General features: G+C 65.2%; 14 protein-coding genes. 7 read left to right on the top strand and 7 right to left on the bottom strand.

Translation table 11 applies throughout. From position 1 onward, the window contains the following. Nucleotides 1-52 precede the first annotated feature (52 nt). Complete coding sequence (locus D002_RS0105390) at nt 53-916, top strand: hypothetical protein (protein ID WP_018140893.1); 864 nt, start codon at nt 53-55, stop codon at nt 914-916. Between the two features lie 436 nt (nt 917-1352). Here the strand turns inward: D002_RS0105390 and D002_RS0105385 are convergent, their stop codons facing one another. Together D002_RS0105385 and D002_RS0105380 are read right to left on the bottom strand one after the other, a co-directional pair. Continuing rightward, entirely contained in the window at nt 1353-3263 is a 1911-nt protein-coding gene (locus D002_RS0105385; protein ID WP_018140892.1) for a methyl-accepting chemotaxis protein, read from the bottom strand. A gap of 331 nt (nt 3264-3594) precedes the next feature. After that, a complete protein-coding gene (locus D002_RS0105380; RefSeq protein ID WP_018140891.1) occupies nt 3595-5097 on the bottom strand; it encodes a DASS family sodium-coupled anion symporter in 1503 nt (500 codons plus the stop codon). A 208-nt stretch (nt 5098-5305) separates the two neighbouring features. On the opposite strand from D002_RS0105380, the gene D002_RS0105375 reads away from it, so the two are divergent. The 3 genes from D002_RS0105375 (at nt 5306) to argF (ending at nt 8112) form a co-directional block, all read left to right on the top strand. Next, complete coding sequence (locus tag D002_RS0105375) at nt 5306-5887, top strand: superoxide dismutase (RefSeq protein WP_018140890.1); 582 nt, start codon at nt 5306-5308, stop codon at nt 5885-5887. Between the two features lie 102 nt (nt 5888-5989). Further along, nucleotides 5990-7186, top strand: coding sequence for an acetylornithine transaminase (locus D002_RS0105370; protein WP_018140889.1), 1197 nt, complete (start codon nt 5990-5992; stop codon nt 7184-7186). Continuing rightward, a complete protein-coding gene (gene argF / locus D002_RS0105365; protein ID WP_018140888.1) occupies nt 7183-8112 on the top strand; it encodes an ornithine carbamoyltransferase in 930 nt (309 codons plus the stop codon). Before D002_RS0105370 ends, argF begins: the two co-directional genes overlap by 4 nt. 283 nt (nt 8113-8395) lie before the next feature. Here argF and D002_RS0105360 read toward each other — a convergent pair whose 3' ends face one another. Together D002_RS0105360 and msrP are read right to left on the bottom strand one after the other, a co-directional pair. Beyond that, nucleotides 8396-9040: a sulfite oxidase heme-binding subunit YedZ gene (locus tag D002_RS0105360; protein ID WP_026181546.1), complete on the bottom strand. Its 645-nt coding sequence runs from the start codon at nt 9038-9040 to the stop codon at nt 8396-8398. Between the two features lie 25 nt (nt 9041-9065). Further along, entirely contained in the window at nt 9066-10040 is a 975-nt protein-coding gene (gene msrP, locus D002_RS0105355; protein ID WP_018140886.1) for a protein-methionine-sulfoxide reductase catalytic subunit MsrP, read from the bottom strand. A 214-nt stretch (nt 10041-10254) separates the two neighbouring features. Between msrP and D002_RS0105350 the strand changes: the two genes are divergently transcribed. Next, entirely contained in the window at nt 10255-10455 is a 201-nt protein-coding gene (locus D002_RS0105350; protein WP_018140885.1) for a PA3496 family putative envelope integrity protein, read from the top strand. Nucleotides 10456-10745: 290 nt separating this feature from the next. On the opposite strand, the gene D002_RS0105345 is transcribed toward D002_RS0105350, so the two are convergent. From D002_RS0105345 to D002_RS0105335, 3 genes are all read right to left on the bottom strand, one after another. Next, nucleotides 10746-11918, bottom strand: coding sequence for a lipocalin-like domain-containing protein (locus D002_RS0105345; RefSeq protein WP_018140884.1), 1173 nt, complete (start codon nt 11916-11918; stop codon nt 10746-10748). A 140-nt stretch (nt 11919-12058) separates the two neighbouring features. Next, on the bottom strand, nt 12059-14599 hold the full coding sequence (locus D002_RS0105340; protein ID WP_018140883.1) for an FtsX-like permease family protein: 2541 nt from the start codon (nt 14597-14599) through the stop codon (nt 12059-12061). Further along, entirely contained in the window at nt 14596-15309 is a 714-nt protein-coding gene (locus D002_RS0105335; RefSeq protein ID WP_018140882.1) for an ABC transporter ATP-binding protein, read from the bottom strand. The genes D002_RS0105340 and D002_RS0105335 overlap by 4 nt, the downstream gene beginning before the upstream one ends. A gap of 530 nt (nt 15310-15839) precedes the next feature. On the opposite strand from D002_RS0105335, the gene mgtE (D002_RS0105330) reads away from it, so the two are divergent. Both mgtE (D002_RS0105330) and mgtE (D002_RS0105325) read left to right on the top strand, forming a co-directional pair. Beyond that, nucleotides 15840-17198 (top strand): magnesium transporter, encoded by a 1359-nt coding sequence (gene mgtE, locus D002_RS0105330; RefSeq protein ID WP_018140881.1) that lies wholly within the window; start codon nt 15840-15842, stop codon nt 17196-17198. Nucleotides 17199-17208: 10 nt separating this feature from the next. Continuing rightward, nucleotides 17209-18567, top strand: a complete 1359-nt coding sequence (gene mgtE, locus D002_RS0105325; RefSeq protein ID WP_018140880.1) for a magnesium transporter — start codon at nt 17209-17211, stop codon at nt 18565-18567. Nucleotides 18568-18969: the final 402 nt, after the last annotated feature.

Here is an 18969-nt window from a genome sequence, read left to right as displayed (position 1 = left end):
TCGCACTCTACGGTATAAAATTGGAGTTCCCGTATTTAGAGGAACTCGCAGAATGGAATCGACGACCGCCCAGCGCCGCTTTCCCCACGTTCTAGCCGTTGCCGCTGCGGCCCTTCTGCTAGGTCCGCTACTGCTAATTTGCAGCCCAAGCCACGCGATCGAACCGCTGTTCGACGCGCACCTTCACTATCGCGACACCCAGGCCGAGCGCTTCCCCCCTGATGCCGTTGCTCGCACGCTGGATGAAAACCACATCGAGGCCGCGATCATGATGGCCCCCCGGGCCTCGCTGATCGAGTCGCTCGAATCCTCAAGCCAGGCGCGCATTATCCCGTTTCTCGAGATCGCTCAACGCCTCGGGCGCAAGATGGACTGGATGTACGTTGAGGACCTGCGCGAACAGGTCGAGGCCATTCTGGACCGCGACGCCGTGGCCTGGCGTGGCATCGGCGAACTCCACATCCAGGCGGATGACCGCTTTGCGCCGAGTTTCGAAGACCTGCTCGAACTGGCGGTGGAACGCAATCTTTGGATCGTCATCCATGGCGACCCGGCCGTAATCGACCATGCCTACGCTCTCCAGCCCGAGGTACGCATCCTCTGGGCCCATGCCGGGTCCTATGCCTACCCATCACTGGTACGCGACTACCTGATCCGTCACCCCAACATGGTCATCGACGTCTCCATGCGCAATCCGCGCATCAATCCCGGTGGGATTATCGACGCCGACTGGTTCGAACTATTTCTCGACTATCCCGATCGCTTCCTGATCGGCAATGACACCTTCAGCCTCGCACGCTGGGAACACTTCACCGTGCTAAAAGACGGCACCCGAGACTGGCTGATGCAGCTCCCCGACAACGTCGCTCGCATGATCGCCTGGGAAAACGGCCAACGCCTCTTCCCCGCTCCGTAAAGCCCACTATTCACCACGAAGTGCACGAAGGCACGAAAAACGGCTGGGCCAAGGTCAAAGGCGACTCACAGGAAGACTGGAAGTCGCGAAGGATAGATCGGCCAGAACCGCCCGGGACCCGTTCGAAACGATGGTCCACCAGGCGCACCGATCGCCCCTGTGGGAGCGGGCTTGCCCGCGAAGCCCCCGCCCGCGTGTCCTCTAGCACCGGCCTTCACACCAACCCTCCCCGGCGAGTCCTGCCAGTTCCACTACCTCATCAATCTCTCTTCCGATCTTCCCCACTTCCTGTAGACCGGTCTTCGCCCTTGACCCAGCCCTTCTTCGTGCCTTCGCGCACTCCGTGGCGAATCAACCCCTTCGCCCCCACACGCATGAAAAAGCCCGCCCCCTCGAAACGAGGATGGCGGGCTCGGCTACGGGCATTGGGGCGTGATCAGACCTTGAACTGACCCACGCGCTGCTGCTGCTGCGAAGCCAGCTTGGACAGCTCCTCGGAAGCATTGCGGATCTGTTCCGATCCGGCGGCGGTCTGGTCCAGTACCTCGGTGATATTGGCGACGTTACGGTTGATCTCCTCGGCCACCGTGGACTGTTCCTCCGCGGCGCTGGCGATCTGCGTGTTCATGTCGCTGATACGAGTGACGGACTGGGTAATCGCAATCAGCGACTCGCCGGCAAGGTTCACCTGTTCGACGCTCGCATGCGCCTTAACGCGCCCGTCCTCCATCGCCTGGACCGCCTCGCGGGTACCGTTCTGAACCCGCTCGATCATCTGCTGGATCTCGTGGGTCGAGTCCTGCGTACGACTCGCGAGCGTGCGCACCTCGTCCGCGACCACGGCAAAGCCACGGCCTTGTTCGCCCGCACGCGCCGCCTCGATGGCCGCGTTCAGAGCCAGCAGATTCGTCTGATCCGCGATATCACCGATCACCTCGAGGACCTTATTGATCTGCTCGGCATCCTGCGACAGGCGACTCACCACATCCGCCGCGCTCTCCACCTGCGTGGACAGTCCATTGATCGTGCTGACGGTCTTCTGCACAACCTGCTGGCCAGCAGTGGCGTCCTGGTCCGTGCTGCGCGCGGCAGCGGCGGCATCCGACGCGTTGCGCGCCACTTCCTGGACGGTCGCCGTCATTTCGTTCATTGCGGTGGCAACCTGGTCGGTCTCCGCCTTCTGACGGCGCACCTGCTCGTTGGTCTCCTCGCTCGTCGCGGACAGCTCGGTGGCGGCGGCTGCCACCTGATCGGACCCGGCAGCCACCTGCTGGATCAGCACCCGGATCTTCTCTACGAAATGGTTGAAGGCAATCGAGAGGTCGCCCAGTTCATTCTTTCCGGAAACCTCCAGCTTGCGGGTCAGATCCCCTTCCCCACTGGCGATGTCATTCAGGCGCACCACCGTCTGGCACAACGGATGCACAATGCTGCGAGTCAGGAACCAGGCCAGCAGGGCACCCAGCACGACGGCAAGCGCGCCTACCATCACAACCGTTCCAGTCGCATTGCGGGCCATCGCGACATAGGCACTGCGATCAACCATGAGTTCGAGCACACCGACTGCATCACCGGAAAAGTCCAGCACCGGACGCGCGATGACGGCCATCGGCTCGCCCTGATAGGTGACGTTACGCACCCGTTCCTCGCCTTCCAGCACCCCACGCATCTCCGCATCAGTAAAGGTCGCATCACCCTCAATGGTGCCAGCAAAGCGGGAGAACCGACCGTCGTCGCGCAGGTAGAGTGCAGCCGGGGCGCCCAGCTCTTCAGTGAACTGCTCGAAGAAGGGTTCGCCGAAGGACAAGCCGAACTCAACGGAGCCGACATGCTCGCCGTTGTGGGCGATCGGCACGACACCGCGGATACCCAGGCCTGCCACACCCTCTTCCAGACCCGAGATGGGGGCCTGCCGATCGTTGGTATCCACAACGGTCTGGCGGAAGCCAGACAGATCGTCACCGTAGCGATCCGGGCGATGTACACGCAAGAAAGAGGTCGCCGGCGGCGTATGGAACTGGTATTGACTCACCCCGAAATCGCTGCTGAGCGACTCGAAGCTGGGCACGGTCATCGCGGCCAGGCGTTCACGGTCGCCATTGGCCATGGCCTCCTCGACATCCGGGATACGTGCGACGGCCTCGGCCATGGCCGTTGCCCGCACGGCTTCCTGATCCAGACGGTCAAGCAACTGCCCGGTTAGGTCGTTCAGCTCACGCTGCTCCGCCCGATCTGCCATCGTCCCCAGGGCATTCACCACCACCACCAGGGTCAGCGCCACGGCGAGGACCACCACGCCAATGATGCCCACCATGAGCCGCACGCCAATTCGAATGTTGTTGAACATCTATCCAGTTCCTTCGATCAATCGGATGCCAGTCGGCACCGCGGGAAAGTCAGGTCCGTCACCCCACTAGCGGCGGCGAATGCTAAAACTTGAACCCCGTAGAGCCTTTTTCCCCACAAGAACACCGGGGAGACACCGACCCATGACCGGGCGTAAGCGGCTGGGGAGACACTGATTGAAAGAGCGGGCTCGGCCGGCCGTTGTTGACCAGAAACGGGTGCGCGAACCGCGTTGCGATTCCCTTGTGCAGAATGGCTGCACGGCAGTAACCGCGCATAAAATGTAAGCCAAAGCGACTCGAGCGCAAACCCGCGCGTAAAGCAGCGTCTCCCTATAGCAAAAACGCCTCGGCAAAGACATAGACCGCCAGGCTGATCAGAACCAACGCGACCACCGACAACAGCGCGCCACCGCGCACCATATCCAGCACTCGCAACCGATTGCTGGCGAACACGATGGCATTCGGCGGGGTCGCCACCGGCAGCATGAAAGCCACCGAAGCAGCAAACGCGACGGGTAGTGCGAGCAACAACACGGGCACATCCATGCTCAAGGCGAACGCGGTCACCAGGGGCAGCAACGTAGCCGCCGTCGCGGTGTTACTGGTCACATGACTGAGCGTCATCGTCAGCAAAGCCACGCCGGCCATGATCAAGATGAGTGGCCAGACCTGTGCGACCACCAGCGCATCGGCCGCCAGCGCCGCCAGCCCGCTGGACTCGATCGCCGCCCCCAGGCTCAACCCGCCGCCGACCAGAAGGAGTACACCCCAGGGTAGTTCGCGGGTGTTGTCCCAAGTCAGCAGGCGGCGCTGCTCGCGCGAGCCCGAGGGGATCAGGAACAACAACCCCGCACCCAGAATCGCGATTCCAGCATCAGTCAACGAGATCGGCAGCAGCCCCTCCAGCGATGGCCGGGTCAGCCACGCCAGCGCGACCAGCACGAACACCCCCGCCACCCGTTTCTCCGCCGCCGACCATCGACCGACAGAGGCTCGCTGCTCGTCCAGCAAGCTACGTAGACCGCTCAGCTCCACCCGGTGCACAGGAAACACCCATTGCGTCAGTAGCCACCAGGCCATCGCCAATAGAATCGCGGCCAGCGGCAATCCCAGGGTCATCCATTCCAGAAAACCGATCTCAATCCCGTGCCGGTCCCCAAGATAGGCCGCGGTCAGGGCGTTCGGTGGCGACCCAATGATGGTGGCCATACCGCCGATGTTCGCCGCGAACGCGATCCCCAATAGCAAGGCCAGCGCAGGGCGCCGCGAGGCCACATCCTGCTCTTGCGGCGGGGCACCCCGCTCAATCAGGCCCAGGACGGACAGGGCAATCGGCAGCATCAGCGCCGCGGTCGCGGTATTGCTGACCCACATCGACAGCCCAGCGGTCGCCAGCATGAAGGCCCCGACCAGCATATGCAGACGATTACCGGAGCGCGCCACAATCGCCAGCGCCATGCGCCGGTGCAGGTCCCAGCGTTGAACCGCCAGAGCGATCGCAAACCCGCCCATAAAGAGAAAGATGATGGGGTTGGCATAGGGGGCGGTCGCCGACTCCATCGACGTGATGTCGAGGATCGGCAGGATCGCGATCGGCAGCAACGCCGTCACCGGCAACGGCAAAGCCTCGCTAATCCACCAGATCGCCATGAACAGAGTCAGCCCCAGCACCCACCAGGCGGCGGGATCGAAGCCTGCCGGTGCCGGCGCTATCAGGAACAGCGCGAAGATCAGTGGCCCAAGCAGCAACCCGAACCGGCCGCGCCAGTTCACCGGCGTTTTTCCAGGCAACTCCGCCTGGTCCGGCTGCGTACTATCGTCACGATCGGCCATCTACCTCGTCTTTCAGGCGATCAGGGATTCGAAAAACCACTGAAGAAACACTAATCGAGAACAGTTTTCCCCCCATTACAAGACCAACCTGAATCATCGGAAATTGCATCGCTTGGGCAAGGTGACTATCGTTGTCGAGTTCGGCGGCGGTCCTGCTTCGGGGCGCGCCGCCACGCAGTTTCTCACGACACAGTACAAGGAGTCTTTCATGGCCTACGAACTGCCCGAACTGCCCTATGCCAAGAACGCGCTGGAGCCGCACATCTCCGCCGAGACGCTGGAATACCATCACGACAAGCACCACGCGACCTACGTGACCAAGCTGAACGGCCTGCTGCCGGGTTCCGAGTTCGAGAACGCCTCGCTGGAAGACATCGTCAAGAAGGCCCCGGCCGGCGGCATCTTCAATAACGGTGCCCAGGTCTGGAACCACACCTTCTACTTCAATTGCATGGCCCCGAATGCCGGCGGCGAGCCGTCCGGCAAGCTGGCCGATGCGATCAACAGCGCCTTCGGTTCGTTCGACGCCTTCAAGGAGAAGTTCAACGAATCCGCGGTCGGCAACTTCGGCTCCGGCTGGACCTGGCTGGTGCAGAACAGCGATGGTTCCGTCGAGATCGTGAACACCTCCAACGCCGCCAACCCGATGCGCGACGGCAAGACCCCGCTGCTGACCTGCGACGTCTGGGAGCACGCCTACTACATCGACTACCGCAACGCGCGCCCGAAGTACCTGGAAAACTTCTGGGCCGTGGTGAACTGGGACTTTGTTGCCCAGCAGATGAAGTAAAGCCCCAAGCGGCTTACACTAGGCGTTTTTGGCTGCATGACGCGGCCACGCCTTTCATCGAGCCGGCGGTCCTCCGCCGGCTCTTTGGTTTTGGAGAAACCCATGAATGATGCCCTGCAGAACACCTACAACCGCCTGCCGATCGCATTCGCACGCGGCGAAGGCGCCTGGCTGTGGGACACCGAGGGCAACCGCTATCTGGACGCGCTCTCTGGCATCGCCGTGTGCGGGCTGGGACACGCCCACCCCAAGGTGGCGCATGCCGTCTGCGACCAGGCCAACACGCTGGTCCATACCTCTAACCTCTACCGCATCCCGCTACAGGAGCAACTCGCCCGGCGCCTGTGCGCCCTGTCCGGCATGGACCGCGCCTTCTTCTGCAACTCCGGGGCGGAAGCCAACGAGGCGGCGATCAAGCTCGCGCGTCTGCATGGCCGCGCCAAGGGCATTGGCACGCCGAAGATCATCGTGATGGAAGGCAGCTTCCACGGCCGCACCATGGCCACGCTGTCCGCCACCGGGAACGCCAAAATCCGCGAAGGTTTCGAGCCACTAGTGGAAGGCTTCGTGCACGTCCCGCACGGGGATGCGGCCGCTGTCGAGGCCCTGGCCGAAGACCCCGACGTGGTCGCCATCCTGGTCGAGCCGGTTACCGGCGAAGGCGGCATCCATGTCCCGCCGCCCGGTTACCTGCGCCAGCTGCGCGACCTGGCCGACCGCAAGGACTGGTTGCTGATGCTGGACGAGATCCAGGCCGGCATCGGCCGCACTGGATACTGGTTCGCCTTCCAGCACGAGGGCATCACCCCGGACGTACTGAGCCTGGCCAAGGGCCTCGGTAACGGCATCCCGATCGGCGCCAACCTGGTGGCCGGCGCGGCCCGCGAGCTGTTCAACCCAGGCATGCATGGCACCACCTTCGGCGGCAACCCGCTGGTCTGTCGCGCGGCCCTGGCCGTGCTCGATGTGATGCAGGACGAGGCCCTGTGCGAGCAGGCCGCACGCCAGGGCGAGCTGCTCCTGCAACGCCTGCGCCAGCGTCTGGAGGACCACACGGGCGTGGTGGCCGTACGCGGACGCGGCCTGATGATCGGGGTCGAACTCGACCGTCCCGCAGGCGAACTGGTCATGGCGGCCCTGGAACGGGGCCTGGTCCTCAACGTCACCGCCGGGTCGGTCATCCGCCTGCTCCCGCCGCTGATCATCGACGACGAGCAGGTCGAACAGATCGCCATAACCGTCTCCGACCTGGTGGACGCCTTTCTGACGTCCAAACCCGTCAATGAGGTCTCTGCATGAACCCACGTCACTATCTCTCGTTCCTCGATCTCTCCGGAGACGAAACCCGTGCCCTGCTGCAGCGGGCCATCGAGCTCAAGCAGCAACTGAAGAGCGGCGAGCATCACGACGACCTGCTGCGCGGCAAAACCCTGGGCATGATCTTCGAGAAATCCTCGACCCGGACCCGGGTGTCATTCGAAGTGGGCATGCAGCAACTGGGTGGGAATGCCCTATTCCTGTCCCCACGCGACACTCAGCTAGGCCGCGGCGAGCCGATTGAGGACACCGCCCGAGTGCTGTCGCGCATGGTCGACTGCGTGATGATCCGCACCTACGAGCACGAGAAGCTCGAACTGTTCGCCAAACACTCGTCCGTGCCCGTGATCAATGGCCTGACCGACCTGGAACACCCGGCTCAGCTGCTGGCAGACCTGCAAACGTACTTCGAGCACCGCGGCGACATTCGCGGCAAACGCGTGGCCTGGATCGGTGACGGCAACAACATGTGTCACAGCTACATGTACGCGGCGCGTTCGCTGGACTTCCAGCTAGTCGCCGCCTGCCCCGAGGGCTACGACCCGGAACCCAGCGTGGTCGACACCACCCAGAGCCATTTCGAGCTGACGCGAGATGCCCGCGCCGCCGCCGAGGGCGCGGACCTGGTCGTCACCGATGTCTGGGCCAGCATGGGTCAGGAACAGGAAAAGAGCGCCCGCCGCCGGGCCTTCTCCGGCTTCTTCGTGGATGCGGACCTGATGCAGCTGGCCAACGACGACGCCCTGTTCATGCACTGCCTCCCCGCGCACCGCGAGGAAGAGGTCTCCACCGAGGTCCTCGAAGGCCCGCAAAGCGTCGTCTGGGACGAGGCCGAAAACCGCCTCCACGCCCAAAAGGCCCTCCTCGAATTCCTCGTCACCCTCAACGCCGGCCAGCGCGCTTCGTAAGGGCGCGGTCAAAGGCCTTTTGTTCACCACGAAGTACACGAAGGCACGAAGAAGGGCCGGGTCAAGGGCGATTGAACCACGGAGGGCACGGAGCAGATCAAAGGATTACAGGCACAGAGCCGGACTTTGGCCCATCGCCCTACTGTCCGGCCGCAGTTCCGCTAATCACTTGTTACGGTTTCCGTTCTCCGTGTTCTCTGTGAACTCTGTGGTTACAAGCCTTTTGCCCTTCTTCGTGCCTTCGTGCGCTTCGTGGTGAAAAAAGGGCCCTTGACCTACACCTTCAGGCGGGGGCGTGGCGGCGGGCGTGGATACGCCGTCGGGTTTGCCAGCGGTAGACGACGCGCCAGCCGAGCAAGAACGCCAGGATGGCCGCGTACAGCGCGACCTCGGCATAGTCGGCTCGGGCCAGCCACAGGAAGTGCAGCACCGCCAGCACGCCGGCCACGTAGACGCCGCGGTGCAGCAAGACCCATTTCTTCTTGAGCCAGCGCTGCGCGGCATTGGTGGACGTGACGGCGAGCACCAGAAGGATCAACCAGGCGGCAAACCCCACCATCACGAACGGACGCTCGGTGAGGTCGTAGAGCACCAGCTCCCAGTCGAAAAACAGATCCACCCCCAGCCAGATCAGGGCGTGGGCGGTCACATAGCCAAATGCCACCAATCCCAGCATCCGGCGCAGGCGCACGATCCAGGCGAGCCCGGTCATCTGCCGTAGTGGGGTCACCGAGAGCGCAATCAGCAGCGCGATCATGGCGTGCGTGCCGGAAAGCTCCAGTAATTTCTCAATCGGATTGACGCCTAAGCCACCCAACAGTCCAAGCGCGCGCATGCCGATCCAGATGGCCGGGACCAGCGATAGCAGCAGCACCGCTGTCCATACGCCTCTGGGTGGCTGCGCGCGCTGGCGCCGCGAAGCGGTCACACGAGCCTCCTCAGGGTGGGCCCCATCAGAAATGCTCGCGCAGATCCATGCCATCGTACAGCGACGCTACCTCGTCCCCGTAGCCGTTGAACATCTCGGTTCGGCGGCGGCGGAACTCGCCAATGCGCCGCTCGGTGCGTTGCGACCAGCGCGGGTGGTCCACGTCCGGGTTCACGTTGCTATAGAAACCGTATTCATCCGGCTGCGCCTGATTCCAAAGCGTCGGCGGTTGCGCCTCGACAAAGCGGATGTGCTGGATCGACTTGATGCTCTTGAAGCCGTACTTCCACGGCACCACCAGCCGGATCGGTGCCCCGTTCTGGTTGGGTAATACCTCGTCGTACAGGCCCACGGCCAGGATCGTCAGCGGATGCATCGCCTCGTCCATGCGTAGCCCTTCCGTGTAAGGCCACTCCAGCCCACCGGAAGCTCTGGGGCGCCGACGTTGACCCCGCAGGTTGTCCGGGTCGTAGATGCTCTCGAAGGCCACATAACGCGCATCGCCACGCGGCGCCGCCTTCTCGATAATGCGATTCAGCTCAAAGCCGATCCACGGGATCACCATCGACCAGCCCTCGACACAGCGCATGCGATAAATCCGCTCTTCCAGCGACCACGGGTTGATGAAGTCCTCCACCGCATACTCGCCCGGGTTTTCGCAGAGCCCGTCCACCGTGATCGTCCAGGGGTCCGTCTTCAGCTGGTCGGCGTAGGTCTTCGGGTCACTCTTGCCCGGCCCCATCTCGAAAAAATTGTTGTAGCTCGTAATCTCATCAAGGGAGGTCTTCGACTCGTCCGTGGAGAAATCACTGGGCTCGAATTCCAGCTCGTAGCCACGCAGCGCGGCCGCCGCCGGCGCACTCATCCCGAGTCCACCCAGCGCCAACCCGGCTCCCAGCCCGATACTGGTCCGCAGAAACTCGCGCCGGCGGGCGTAGACCTCCCGTGGGGTGACCTCACTATGGGAACATTCGGAACGATGTCGGGTGCGGATCAACATGGCCTGCCCTCACGACTGTTCGGTGGCGGCGGAAAGCGTCGCCATTCGTGCACGATGGACCAGAACCGCGCCCGTGAGTTCGGCACCAGGAGCCTATAAGGCGAACTACTGAACAATAAGAATTTTCTGCTTGCGAACCGGCCGGAAGACTTTATAAGACTTTTCTGATACCGCAGTCCGGGATGGCCCGGCCGGCTTGTCAGGAGACCCGACAATGGACCCGACGATCGACTTCTCGGCCGATGGCGCCGACGAGATCGCCAGCCTGTTCGAAGATCAGCTCGTCAACGACCGCGGTCCGGCCCGTCACGCCGCCCGCCGTACCCTCGAACGCCTGATGGAAGAACGCGCCCTGCGCGCCCACCTCCAGGACGACTTCGACCTCGACACCCCCCACGAAGCCATGGACTGGTAACCCCGAGGTGGCCTCGCGCCACCCCTCTCCTGCAAGCAGATCCATTGCACCACAGAGGGCACAGAGGACACGGAGAAAGGCCAGATCCAGAACGACTAACAGGAAGACGTGCAATCTGGAAGGGTTGTCGTGGGGCGCCCGGGCACCCCCAGCGTGCGAAGCTGATCCTGCCTCCGACGCAGCACTGCGGGACCCAAAAACCTTCCGATCTTCCAATCTTCCTGTGAATGCCTTTCGTTTTTGACCTCGCCTTTCTCCGTGCCCTCTATGCCCTCTGTGGTAGAAACGCCTTAATCGTCCTCATACCCCGTCAACTCCACAAACCCCCGGCCAATGGGCTCACCATCCGGGCCGAGGATATCCACCGCCCCTTCCCAGTAGCGAATCACCGTGTCCATTTCCTGTTCATCACGGATGGCGCGCACGGTGAGTTCGCGCGGGGCCGAGCCGTCCGGCGGCGCGATGCGCATGGCCCATTCCACCGGATAGCGATTGCCGGATGGCTGCGTGGCCCAGCGCCGGGGCTCCAGTTCGACCTGGTCGGGCTCCAGCAGCCGGTCGTCGGCATCCGCCGGCATCCAGCGGCCCTTGGACAGCGGGTGCGGCTCGCCGTCCTCCTTGCGCAGCTGGTAGTACATGACGTCCAGCCCGTCGTCGAACTGCAGCGCGAACCAGTCCCAGCCCACCTGATCCTCGGATAGCGCACTGGTGCTCCACTCGCGGTCCATCCAGGCCTGACCGGTCACCGCCAGGCGCCCGTGCTCCGCACGCTCGACCTCCCCGCGCACCGCGATACGGGGCATGGAGTAGTAATAGGAGGCGTTGCCCGGCTCCGGGCCCTTCTGGCTGAGCCCCGCCTCGCCCTGGAGGACCGGGCCGCGCAGGGGCTCCAGTTCCAGCGCCAGCCGGTAGTCGTCCACGCTGAAGTCCAGCGTCCAGCGGCCCCGGTCCAGATCCGCCAGCTGCCAGTCCTCGGCCCAGACCCGGCCGACCGGCTCCGTGGCCCCCGCCAGCCCCGCCCCGTCGCGTACGAAGCGCTCCTCGGAGGCGTGGTGCCCGGCCTCGCGGTCGACCACCGCCGTATGCGCCATCCAGATATCCGGGCTGGCCCAGGCCGAATCGTGCCAGCGCGCCTCCCCCGCCAGCTCCGGCGCCAGCCCAACGCGGAAGAAGGTGACGTGAAAGCCCAGCCGCTCGCCCTCCGGCCCATCGAGATTACCGGTCACATACCACCACTCGTTGCGAAACCCCGGGTGCGGCCCGTGGTCACGCGGAAACTCGAACACCCGCGGCGCATCCGCGCGCCGGAACCCATCCGTATCCTCCCCGCCCAGGGCCTCGCCCACCCGCAGCCCGGACACCTCGGCCTCGCGCACATCCGGCGGCTCCGCCCCGCCACAGGCCACCAGCAGCACCACGAGCCCAGCCAGCACCAACAGGCGCAGAATCTTCTGAGGAAACATCTGCAGGAGCACCTGTGGGAGCGGGCTTGCCCGCGAAAGGGCCTTGCCAGAGCCTAGCGCGGGCAGGGGCTTCGCGGGCAAGCCCGCTCCCACAGAGCCCGCTCCCACAAAACCCATTTCCACAAGCCGCAACCCGACCATCATGGTACCTCTCGCAACGCGGGCACCAACCGCATGCGTGCCATGCGCCAGGCCGGGATCAGCGCCGCCAGCAGCGCAGCCCCCACGCCCAGGACAACGGTCTCGGCGATCTCGCGGCCCGGCCAGCGCAGGTCCATGCCCCAGCCGAAGGCCTCGCGGTTGATGACTTCGATCAGCAACCAGCCCATGCCCAGCCCCAGCGGGATCGCGGCCAGTGCGGCAAAGCCCCCCAGCACCGCGCCCTGAAACACCACCAGCCCGCGCACCCCGCCGGGCAGCAGGCCAAGGCTGCGCAGCGTGGCGAATTCGCGCGCGCGTTCCATCTGCAGGGCCATCAACGCCCCGAGGATCGCGATGAACGCGACCAGCAGCGTAATCACCCGCAGCAGGTGCGTGATTGCAAAGGTGCGGTCGAAGATCGCCATGGACTCCTGCTCGATATCGCCGGGGCGCGTGACCATGGCCGCCGTCTCGCGCTCGGCCAGCCACGCCTCCAGGCGCTCGATCACCGCGCCAGCATCCACGTCGTCGGGCAGGCGCAGCCCAAACGAGCCCACCTCCTCTGCACCGGCCGTGCCTGCATAGAACCGCTCGCCCAGCATCAGCACGGTGCCCTGCGGGCTACCGTAGTCGCGATACACGCCCGCCACCTCGAACATCCGCCGTCCGTCGTCCACGCGGATCTCCAGGCGATCGCCCACACCCACATCGTGATGCGCCGCAAAGGGCTCGGTGACCAGCACCGCATCGGTCTCGCGCAGGCGCCGGTCGAGTGCCTCGCCCGTGGCCTCGGCCCGCAGCAGCGGCAGGTAGTCCAGCCAGACCGGATGCGGCTCGACCACGTAGAGATCGATCATCCCGACAGCACTCGGCGTGTCCTGGCTGGAACCGGTGCTGACCGACTCCGCCTCGGCGATGCGGGCGAGCGTCTCCCCCCAGTCCGCGGGCAGTCGCGCCCCGCTACGGGCGGCGGCCGGGGCCACCGGCACCACGTACACATCCGAGGTCAGCGCCTGCCCCAGCCACTGCTCCACGCTGTCGCGGAAGCTCCCGACCATCACCGACACGCTGATCGCGGCCGCCAGGGCCAGCGTCAGCGCGGAGGTCGCCGGCGCGCTGCGCGACAGACTCCGCTCCAGACTGCGCACCCCGATACGCGGGAGCGTCCGCCCGCGACCGAGCCGCGCCAGACCACGCAGCACCCCGGCCAGCACCAGCGGGAGCAGCAGCACAAAGCCGGTAATCAGCAGAAACAGCGCGACGAAGCTGCCTACCAGCCCCCCGGTCCCGAGCAGCAGCATCACGCCACCCGCCGCTAGCAGCACGACCGCCGCCACGGCCAGCCCGCGCAGGCCCCGGCGCGCCCGGCGTTCCAGCCGCCCGCGCCCAAGGCTGCCGGGGCTGGCCGCCCGCGCCGCCTCCCAGGCCGGGGCCAGCGCCGCCAGCAGCGACAGCCCTACCCCCAGCGCGATCACCGCCAGCAGCGCCAGCGGGCGCGGCGTCACCTCCGTTACCGCCACCACAAAGAAATGATCGGTTACCGTCTGCGCGACCTGGCCGACCAGCACCTGCGCCAGACCCATCCCGACCAGCACACCCAGTAGCGTGCCGATCACCCCGACCAGCAAGGCCTCCAGCATCACCACGCCGAACAGCGCCCGCCGACCGGCCCCCACCAGGCGCAGGCTCGCCAGCACTTCGCGTCGGCGCAGGACCGCGAAGGTCTGGGTGTTGTAGATCAGGAAGGCCGCAATCAGCAGCGCCAGCAGGCTCATCGCCGTCAGGTTGATCCGAAAGGCCTGCGCCAGCTCGCGCGAGGCCTGGTCGCGCGCCGCGACCGGCACGAGCTCCAGGCCATCCGGCAGTAGCTCCGCGAAGCCGTCGATGTCGGCGTCATCGAGGCGCACGTCGATACGATCAAGCCGCCCCGGCCGGCCGAGCAGCGTCTGCGCGGTGGCAATATCCGTGACCCACAGCGAGCCGCCCTCGTCGTCTGCCTCGACCGCCGGTTCGTCACGCTCCGCCGCGCGGTCGAGCAGCGTGACCTCGAAACGCCCGGCGGTGGTCTCGAGCGTCAGCCCGTCCTCGTGCGCCATCCCGGAGCCCGCCCACCAACCACTCGGCGGCAGGATCGTGCCCGGCTCGGTGACCAGCCGTTGCACCGGGGCATCCCCGATGTCCGAGGCCGCCCCGCGGAACGGGCCCTCGGCCAGCGGATCGACGCCCAGTACATAGATCGTGCGCCCGTCCGGCAGCCGCGCGGGCCCCTCCACGATCGGCGCGGTATCGCGCCAGCCGGCCAGCCGCAGATCGCGATAATGCGCCTCGTCGAATCCCCGGGCCGGCCCCAGAATCTGGTGAGTGGCCGTGCCAGCCACCTCGTCCATCGAGCGGTCGAACGCGCGCTGCGCCGACTGGTTGGCCAAGTCCACCGCCAGCACCACGGCCACGGCGATCACCACACCCACCAGCGTCAGCAGCCGCTGCAACGGGCGCCTTCGCCAATCGCGCAGCCAGGCCTTTACCAGCAGTGAGTTCACGTCGCCGAGGCTTCCGCGGCGAGATCCTGCAAGTGGCCGTCCTGCATGCGCAGCACCCGGTCCAGACGCCCGGCCAGATCGTCACAATGCGTAACCAGCAACAAGGCGCAGCCGGTCGCTCGCACCTGTTCCAGCAGCAGGCCGAACACCGCCTCGCCGGTGCGCGAATCGAGGTTGCCGGTCGGCTCGTCGGCCAGGATCAGCGCCGGCCGGTGCACCAGCGCCCGCGCGATCGCCACGCGCTGCTGCTCGCCCCCGGAGAGCTGCTCTGGCTCTCGCCCGCCCTTGTCCCCGAGACCTACGGCCGCCAGTTGCCGCGCAGCCCGTTCACGGCGCTGCGCGGCATCCAGATCCGTCGCCAGCTCCAGCGGCAGCATCACGTTCTCGAGCACCGTCAGCGTCGGAATCAGGTGAAACGACTGGAAAACGATCCCTACGCGCGAACGCCGCAGCCGCGTCCGCGCCGCCTCGTCCAGCCCCGCCAGCGCCTTCCCCGTTAGGTGCACCTTGCCGCGATCCGCCGCCTCCAACCCCGCCGCCAGATGCAGCAAGGTGGACTTGCCGCTGCCGCTCTCGCCGACGATCGCCACGCGCTCCCCGGCGGCCAGCTCCAGGTCGACCCCGTGCAGTACCTCGCCCTCGCCCGGATAGCCAAACGCCACATCGGTCAGCGACAGCACAGCGCCTTCTATCGAGCCTTGTTGCTCCATCGCGTACACCTTTTCTGATACACAAATCGTTGCGTCAGACAGACGCCGAGTTGATCGCCTGCAAGCAGGCTCCTACAAGGCAGGGCAATCCCCTGTAGGAGCCTGCTTGCAGGCGATCGGGCTCCCCCCGACCGTGCCCGAAAACCTACCCCACCACCCAACGCTCAGCACTCATCGACCCGCGTACTGGCTGGCCCATCACTGACCATGAAGAGTAGATGAATGTTTCAAAACCCGGCACAAGCGGTTGATTGCGGGCCAGCATCCGTTAGAATGAACACCATCTCCACACACGGGAACGCGCCTTGAAACGCCGATCACGCAGCCGATCTATCTGCGCCTAGCGGCAAGCGTCCGTTCTCCGAACCGGTCGCTTCCCGTCAGGCCTTTTTAAATAAAGAGCCGGGAACGGCCGGGTCCACAACCCGACTGACCCCTGGAATCATCCACCGCATCCTTGCGGCGCCTTGAGCGACTGTGCCCATGCACGTGTCCCTCCCGCAGCGCCCGGATGCCACCGGGAGAAGGGCATGGAGCTTCACCTCGAACAATCCATCATCGAGCTGAAGGAGCTGTTGCGTCTGGACGACCGCGACGGACTCCACGAACTGCTCGACTACATGCGCGTGCAGGATATCGCCCACGCGCTGATGGAGCTGGGCGAGGCGGACCTTACCGCCGTATTCAACATGCTGCCCCCCGGGCGCAAGGCGGATGTCTTCGCCTACCTGGACTCGGCGCACCAGATCCGGCTGCTGGAGTCTTCACCGCGGGACGACGCTCGCTTCATCCTCTCGGAGATGGAGGCGGACGACCTCACCGCCCTGCTGCAGACGCTGGATGCGGACACCCTGCGCGGCTATCTGCGACTGCTGCCGTTTCGCGCCATCCGCCGTGCCCTGAAACAACTGAACTACCCCGAGGACTCCGCCGGCCGTGTGATGTCACCGGATGTCGTGGCCGTAGACCCGGACTGGACCCTCAAGCGGGCCCTGGCCTTCATCCGGCGTAACGCGGACGAACACTCCAACAACGTGATCTTCGTTGTCGACCAGGACCGGGTGCTGCAGGCGGCCGTGCCGATCCGGCACTTCCTGCGCGCCGCAGCCGACAGCCCGGTACGCGACCTGCTGGACGACGCCGATCCCATCACCATCGGCGTCTCCGAAACCGCCGTGGCCGCCGCCCGCAAGATCCAGCATTACGACCTGGAGACGCTTCCGGTGGTCGGCGAAACCGGCGAGCTGCTTGGCGTGATTACGGTCGACGACGTCATGGACGTCCTCGAGGCCGAATCCACCGAGGACTTCCACAAGATGGGTTCCGTGGGCAGCCTGCCCCTGTCGCCCGACGCCGCCAGCCCCTGGCTGCTGTACCGCAAGCGCGTGGGCTGGCTGATTGGGCTGGTGGCCTTCAACAGCATTGGTGCACTGATGATCTCCCAGTACGAGGAAGCCATCGAGGCCCTCGTCGTGCTCGTGTTCTTCCTTCCCCTGATCATCGACTCCGGCGGTAACGCCGGGGCCCAGAGCTCCACGCTGATGGTCCGCGCCATGGCGACCGGCGAAGTCACCGCGCGCGACTGGCTGCGGCTGTGGGGCAAGGAGCTGGGGGTATCCGTCGGCATCGGCGTGACCATGGGCCTGGCCGTCTCGATACTAGGCTTGTGGCGGGGCGGCGCCGAGATCGCACTGCTGGTCGCCGTCGCCATGACCATCATCGTCGCCTTTGCCAGCATGATCGGCATGCTGCTTCCGGTCATTCTGAGCCGCCTGAAACTGGACCCGGCAACGGCCAGCGTACCGATGGTCACCGCGATCGCCGACCTTGGCGGCATCATGATCTACTTCTCGCTGGCCGTGGCAATGCTCGGCCTGGCCACCCCGTAGGACACAAGCGATGAGCCCGACCGACCACGAGATCGACCACCTGCCACAGACGCTGGGCACCGCGCTGGATCAACCCACGGATGATGCCCTGCAAGGCCTGTGCGCGAGCCACGCGGCCCCGGATCTGTCCGACGCCCTGGAAGCACTGCCCGAAGAACTCATGCAGCGCTTCTTCCAGCGCCTGGATATCGCCTGCACGGCGGATATCTATGCCCACCTGCAGCCGGACCACCAGTCCCGGGTGCTGAAGTCCCTGGAGGAGGAACACGCCAGCCGTTTGATCGCCGCCCTGTCCTATGACGACGCGGCCTCGGTCATCGAAGGCCTCAAAGACGACCACGCCGAGACGTTGCTCGAGGCGCTGCCGAACGACGACCAGGAGGCACTGGAAACCCTGCTCGGCTACCCCGAAGAGAGCGCCGGGCGCCTGATGACACCCGAGTTCGCCTCGGTCCAGCCCGACTGGTCCGTGGCCGAGGCGATGGACCACCTGCGCGAACAACACGAACTGGCGGAAACCATCAACACGATCTTTGTCATCACTCCGGACGGCGAGCTGCTTGGCTGGGTACGACTAAAAGAACTCCTGCTGTCGAGCCCTACCACCACCGTGCGCGAACGCATGCACACGGATGTCGTGAGCGTCGCTGCCGAGGAAGATCGCGAAGAGGCCGCCCACCGCATCAGCCACTACGACCTGGACGTCCTCCCGGTGGTCGACGACAACGGCCACCTGCTCGGCATCATCACCGTGGACGATGTCATGGACGTCCTGCGCGCCGAGACCACCGAGGATTTCCACCGCATGGCCGCGGTCGGCGACCTCGTCCTCTCCCTGCGCGATGCCAGCATGCAGCTTCTCTACCGCAAGCGCATCGGCTGGCTCCTGATCCTGGTCGCGGTGAACATCTTCGCGGGCATCGCCATCGGCTACTACGAAGCCGCCATCGAGGCCGTCGTCGCCCTGGTGTTCTTCCTGCCCATGGTCATCGCCACCGGCGGTAATGCCGGCGCACAGGCCGCCACACTGGTCGTGCGATCACTCGCCGTGAACGACATACAATTACGCGACTGGTGGCGCCTCGGCGGCAAGGAAGTCCTCGTGTCCGGCGCCCTGGGCGTCACCCTGGCCGCCGCCATCTGGATCTCCGGCAACTGGCTCGGCGACATGCAGGTGGCCAATGCCATCGCGCTCGGCATGTTCTTCGTCGTGATCTTCGGCTCCATGTTCGGCATGCTCCTGCCGTTTGCCCTGTCCCGCTTCGGCTTCGACCCGGCGGTCGCCAGCGCCCCGCTGATCACCTCCGTCGTCGACATCGTCGGCATCCTCATCTACTTTGCCGTCGCCGTCGCCATCCTCGGCCTCTGACCCCCGGCCCCAGGAATCGCGTCATTGCGAGGCCCCAAAGGGGCCGTGGCAATCTCGTGAACACACCCCCGAGTCCTATGCAGCCCTGAGCGACCTCATCGACGAAGCCCCCGCCAAAAGAAACCCGTCATTGCGAGGAGCAAAGCGACGAAGCAATCGGCCTGATAGTCGCGAGCGCTTCTCGCAGACCCGCGCCCAGTAACCCGAAGAGCCGGCACCGCGCAGGTGACAAACCCCAAACCAAACTGACCACCCACGTCACTCGGGGTGACCATTTTTGTCACGTTACACATCTGAACCCCCGCATGTAGTGACCCAAACCCCACACCGAATGGCCACACAGCGCCGTTTATCCGGATTTTCCCGCTCCTGGCACACCCATTGCTTCTACTCTGACAGCTG

The sequence above is a fragment of the Thioalkalivibrio sp. ALJ7 genome (assembly GCF_000376865.1).
In the GTDB taxonomy this organism is placed as follows: domain Bacteria; phylum Pseudomonadota; class Gammaproteobacteria; order Ectothiorhodospirales; family Ectothiorhodospiraceae; genus Thioalkalivibrio.
This window is presented reverse-complemented; position numbering and strand designations above follow the sequence as displayed.

What these genes read in the sequence shown, in the direction of transcription:
- D002_RS0105385 (WP_018140892.1), bottom strand. Translation starts at nt 3,263, where the DNA reads ATGTTCAACAACATTCGAATTGGCGTGCGGCTCATGGTGGGCATCATT.
- D002_RS0105380 (WP_018140891.1), bottom strand. Translation starts at nt 5,097, where the DNA reads ATGGCCGATCGTGACGATAGTACGCAGCCGGACCAGGCGGAGTTGCCT.
- mgtE (WP_018140880.1), top strand. Translation starts at nt 17,209, where the DNA reads ATGAGCCCGACCGACCACGAGATCGACCACCTGCCACAGACGCTGGGC.
- D002_RS0105335 (WP_018140882.1), bottom strand. Translation starts at nt 15,309, where the DNA reads ATGGAGCAACAAGGCTCGATAGAAGGCGCTGTGCTGTCGCTGACCGAT.
- D002_RS0105375 (WP_018140890.1), top strand. Translation starts at nt 5,306, where the DNA reads ATGGCCTACGAACTGCCCGAACTGCCCTATGCCAAGAACGCGCTGGAG.
- D002_RS0105350 (WP_018140885.1), top strand. Translation starts at nt 10,255, where the DNA reads ATGGACCCGACGATCGACTTCTCGGCCGATGGCGCCGACGAGATCGCC.
- D002_RS0105345 (WP_018140884.1), bottom strand. Translation starts at nt 11,918, where the DNA reads ATGTTTCCTCAGAAGATTCTGCGCCTGTTGGTGCTGGCTGGGCTCGTG.
- mgtE (WP_018140881.1), top strand. Translation starts at nt 15,840, where the DNA reads ATGGAGCTTCACCTCGAACAATCCATCATCGAGCTGAAGGAGCTGTTG.
- msrP (WP_018140886.1), bottom strand. Translation starts at nt 10,040, where the DNA reads ATGTTGATCCGCACCCGACATCGTTCCGAATGTTCCCATAGTGAGGTC.
- D002_RS0105390 (WP_018140893.1), top strand. Translation starts at nt 53, where the DNA reads ATGGAATCGACGACCGCCCAGCGCCGCTTTCCCCACGTTCTAGCCGTT.
- argF (WP_018140888.1), top strand. Translation starts at nt 7,183, where the DNA reads ATGAACCCACGTCACTATCTCTCGTTCCTCGATCTCTCCGGAGACGAA.
- D002_RS0105370 (WP_018140889.1), top strand. Translation starts at nt 5,990, where the DNA reads ATGAATGATGCCCTGCAGAACACCTACAACCGCCTGCCGATCGCATTC.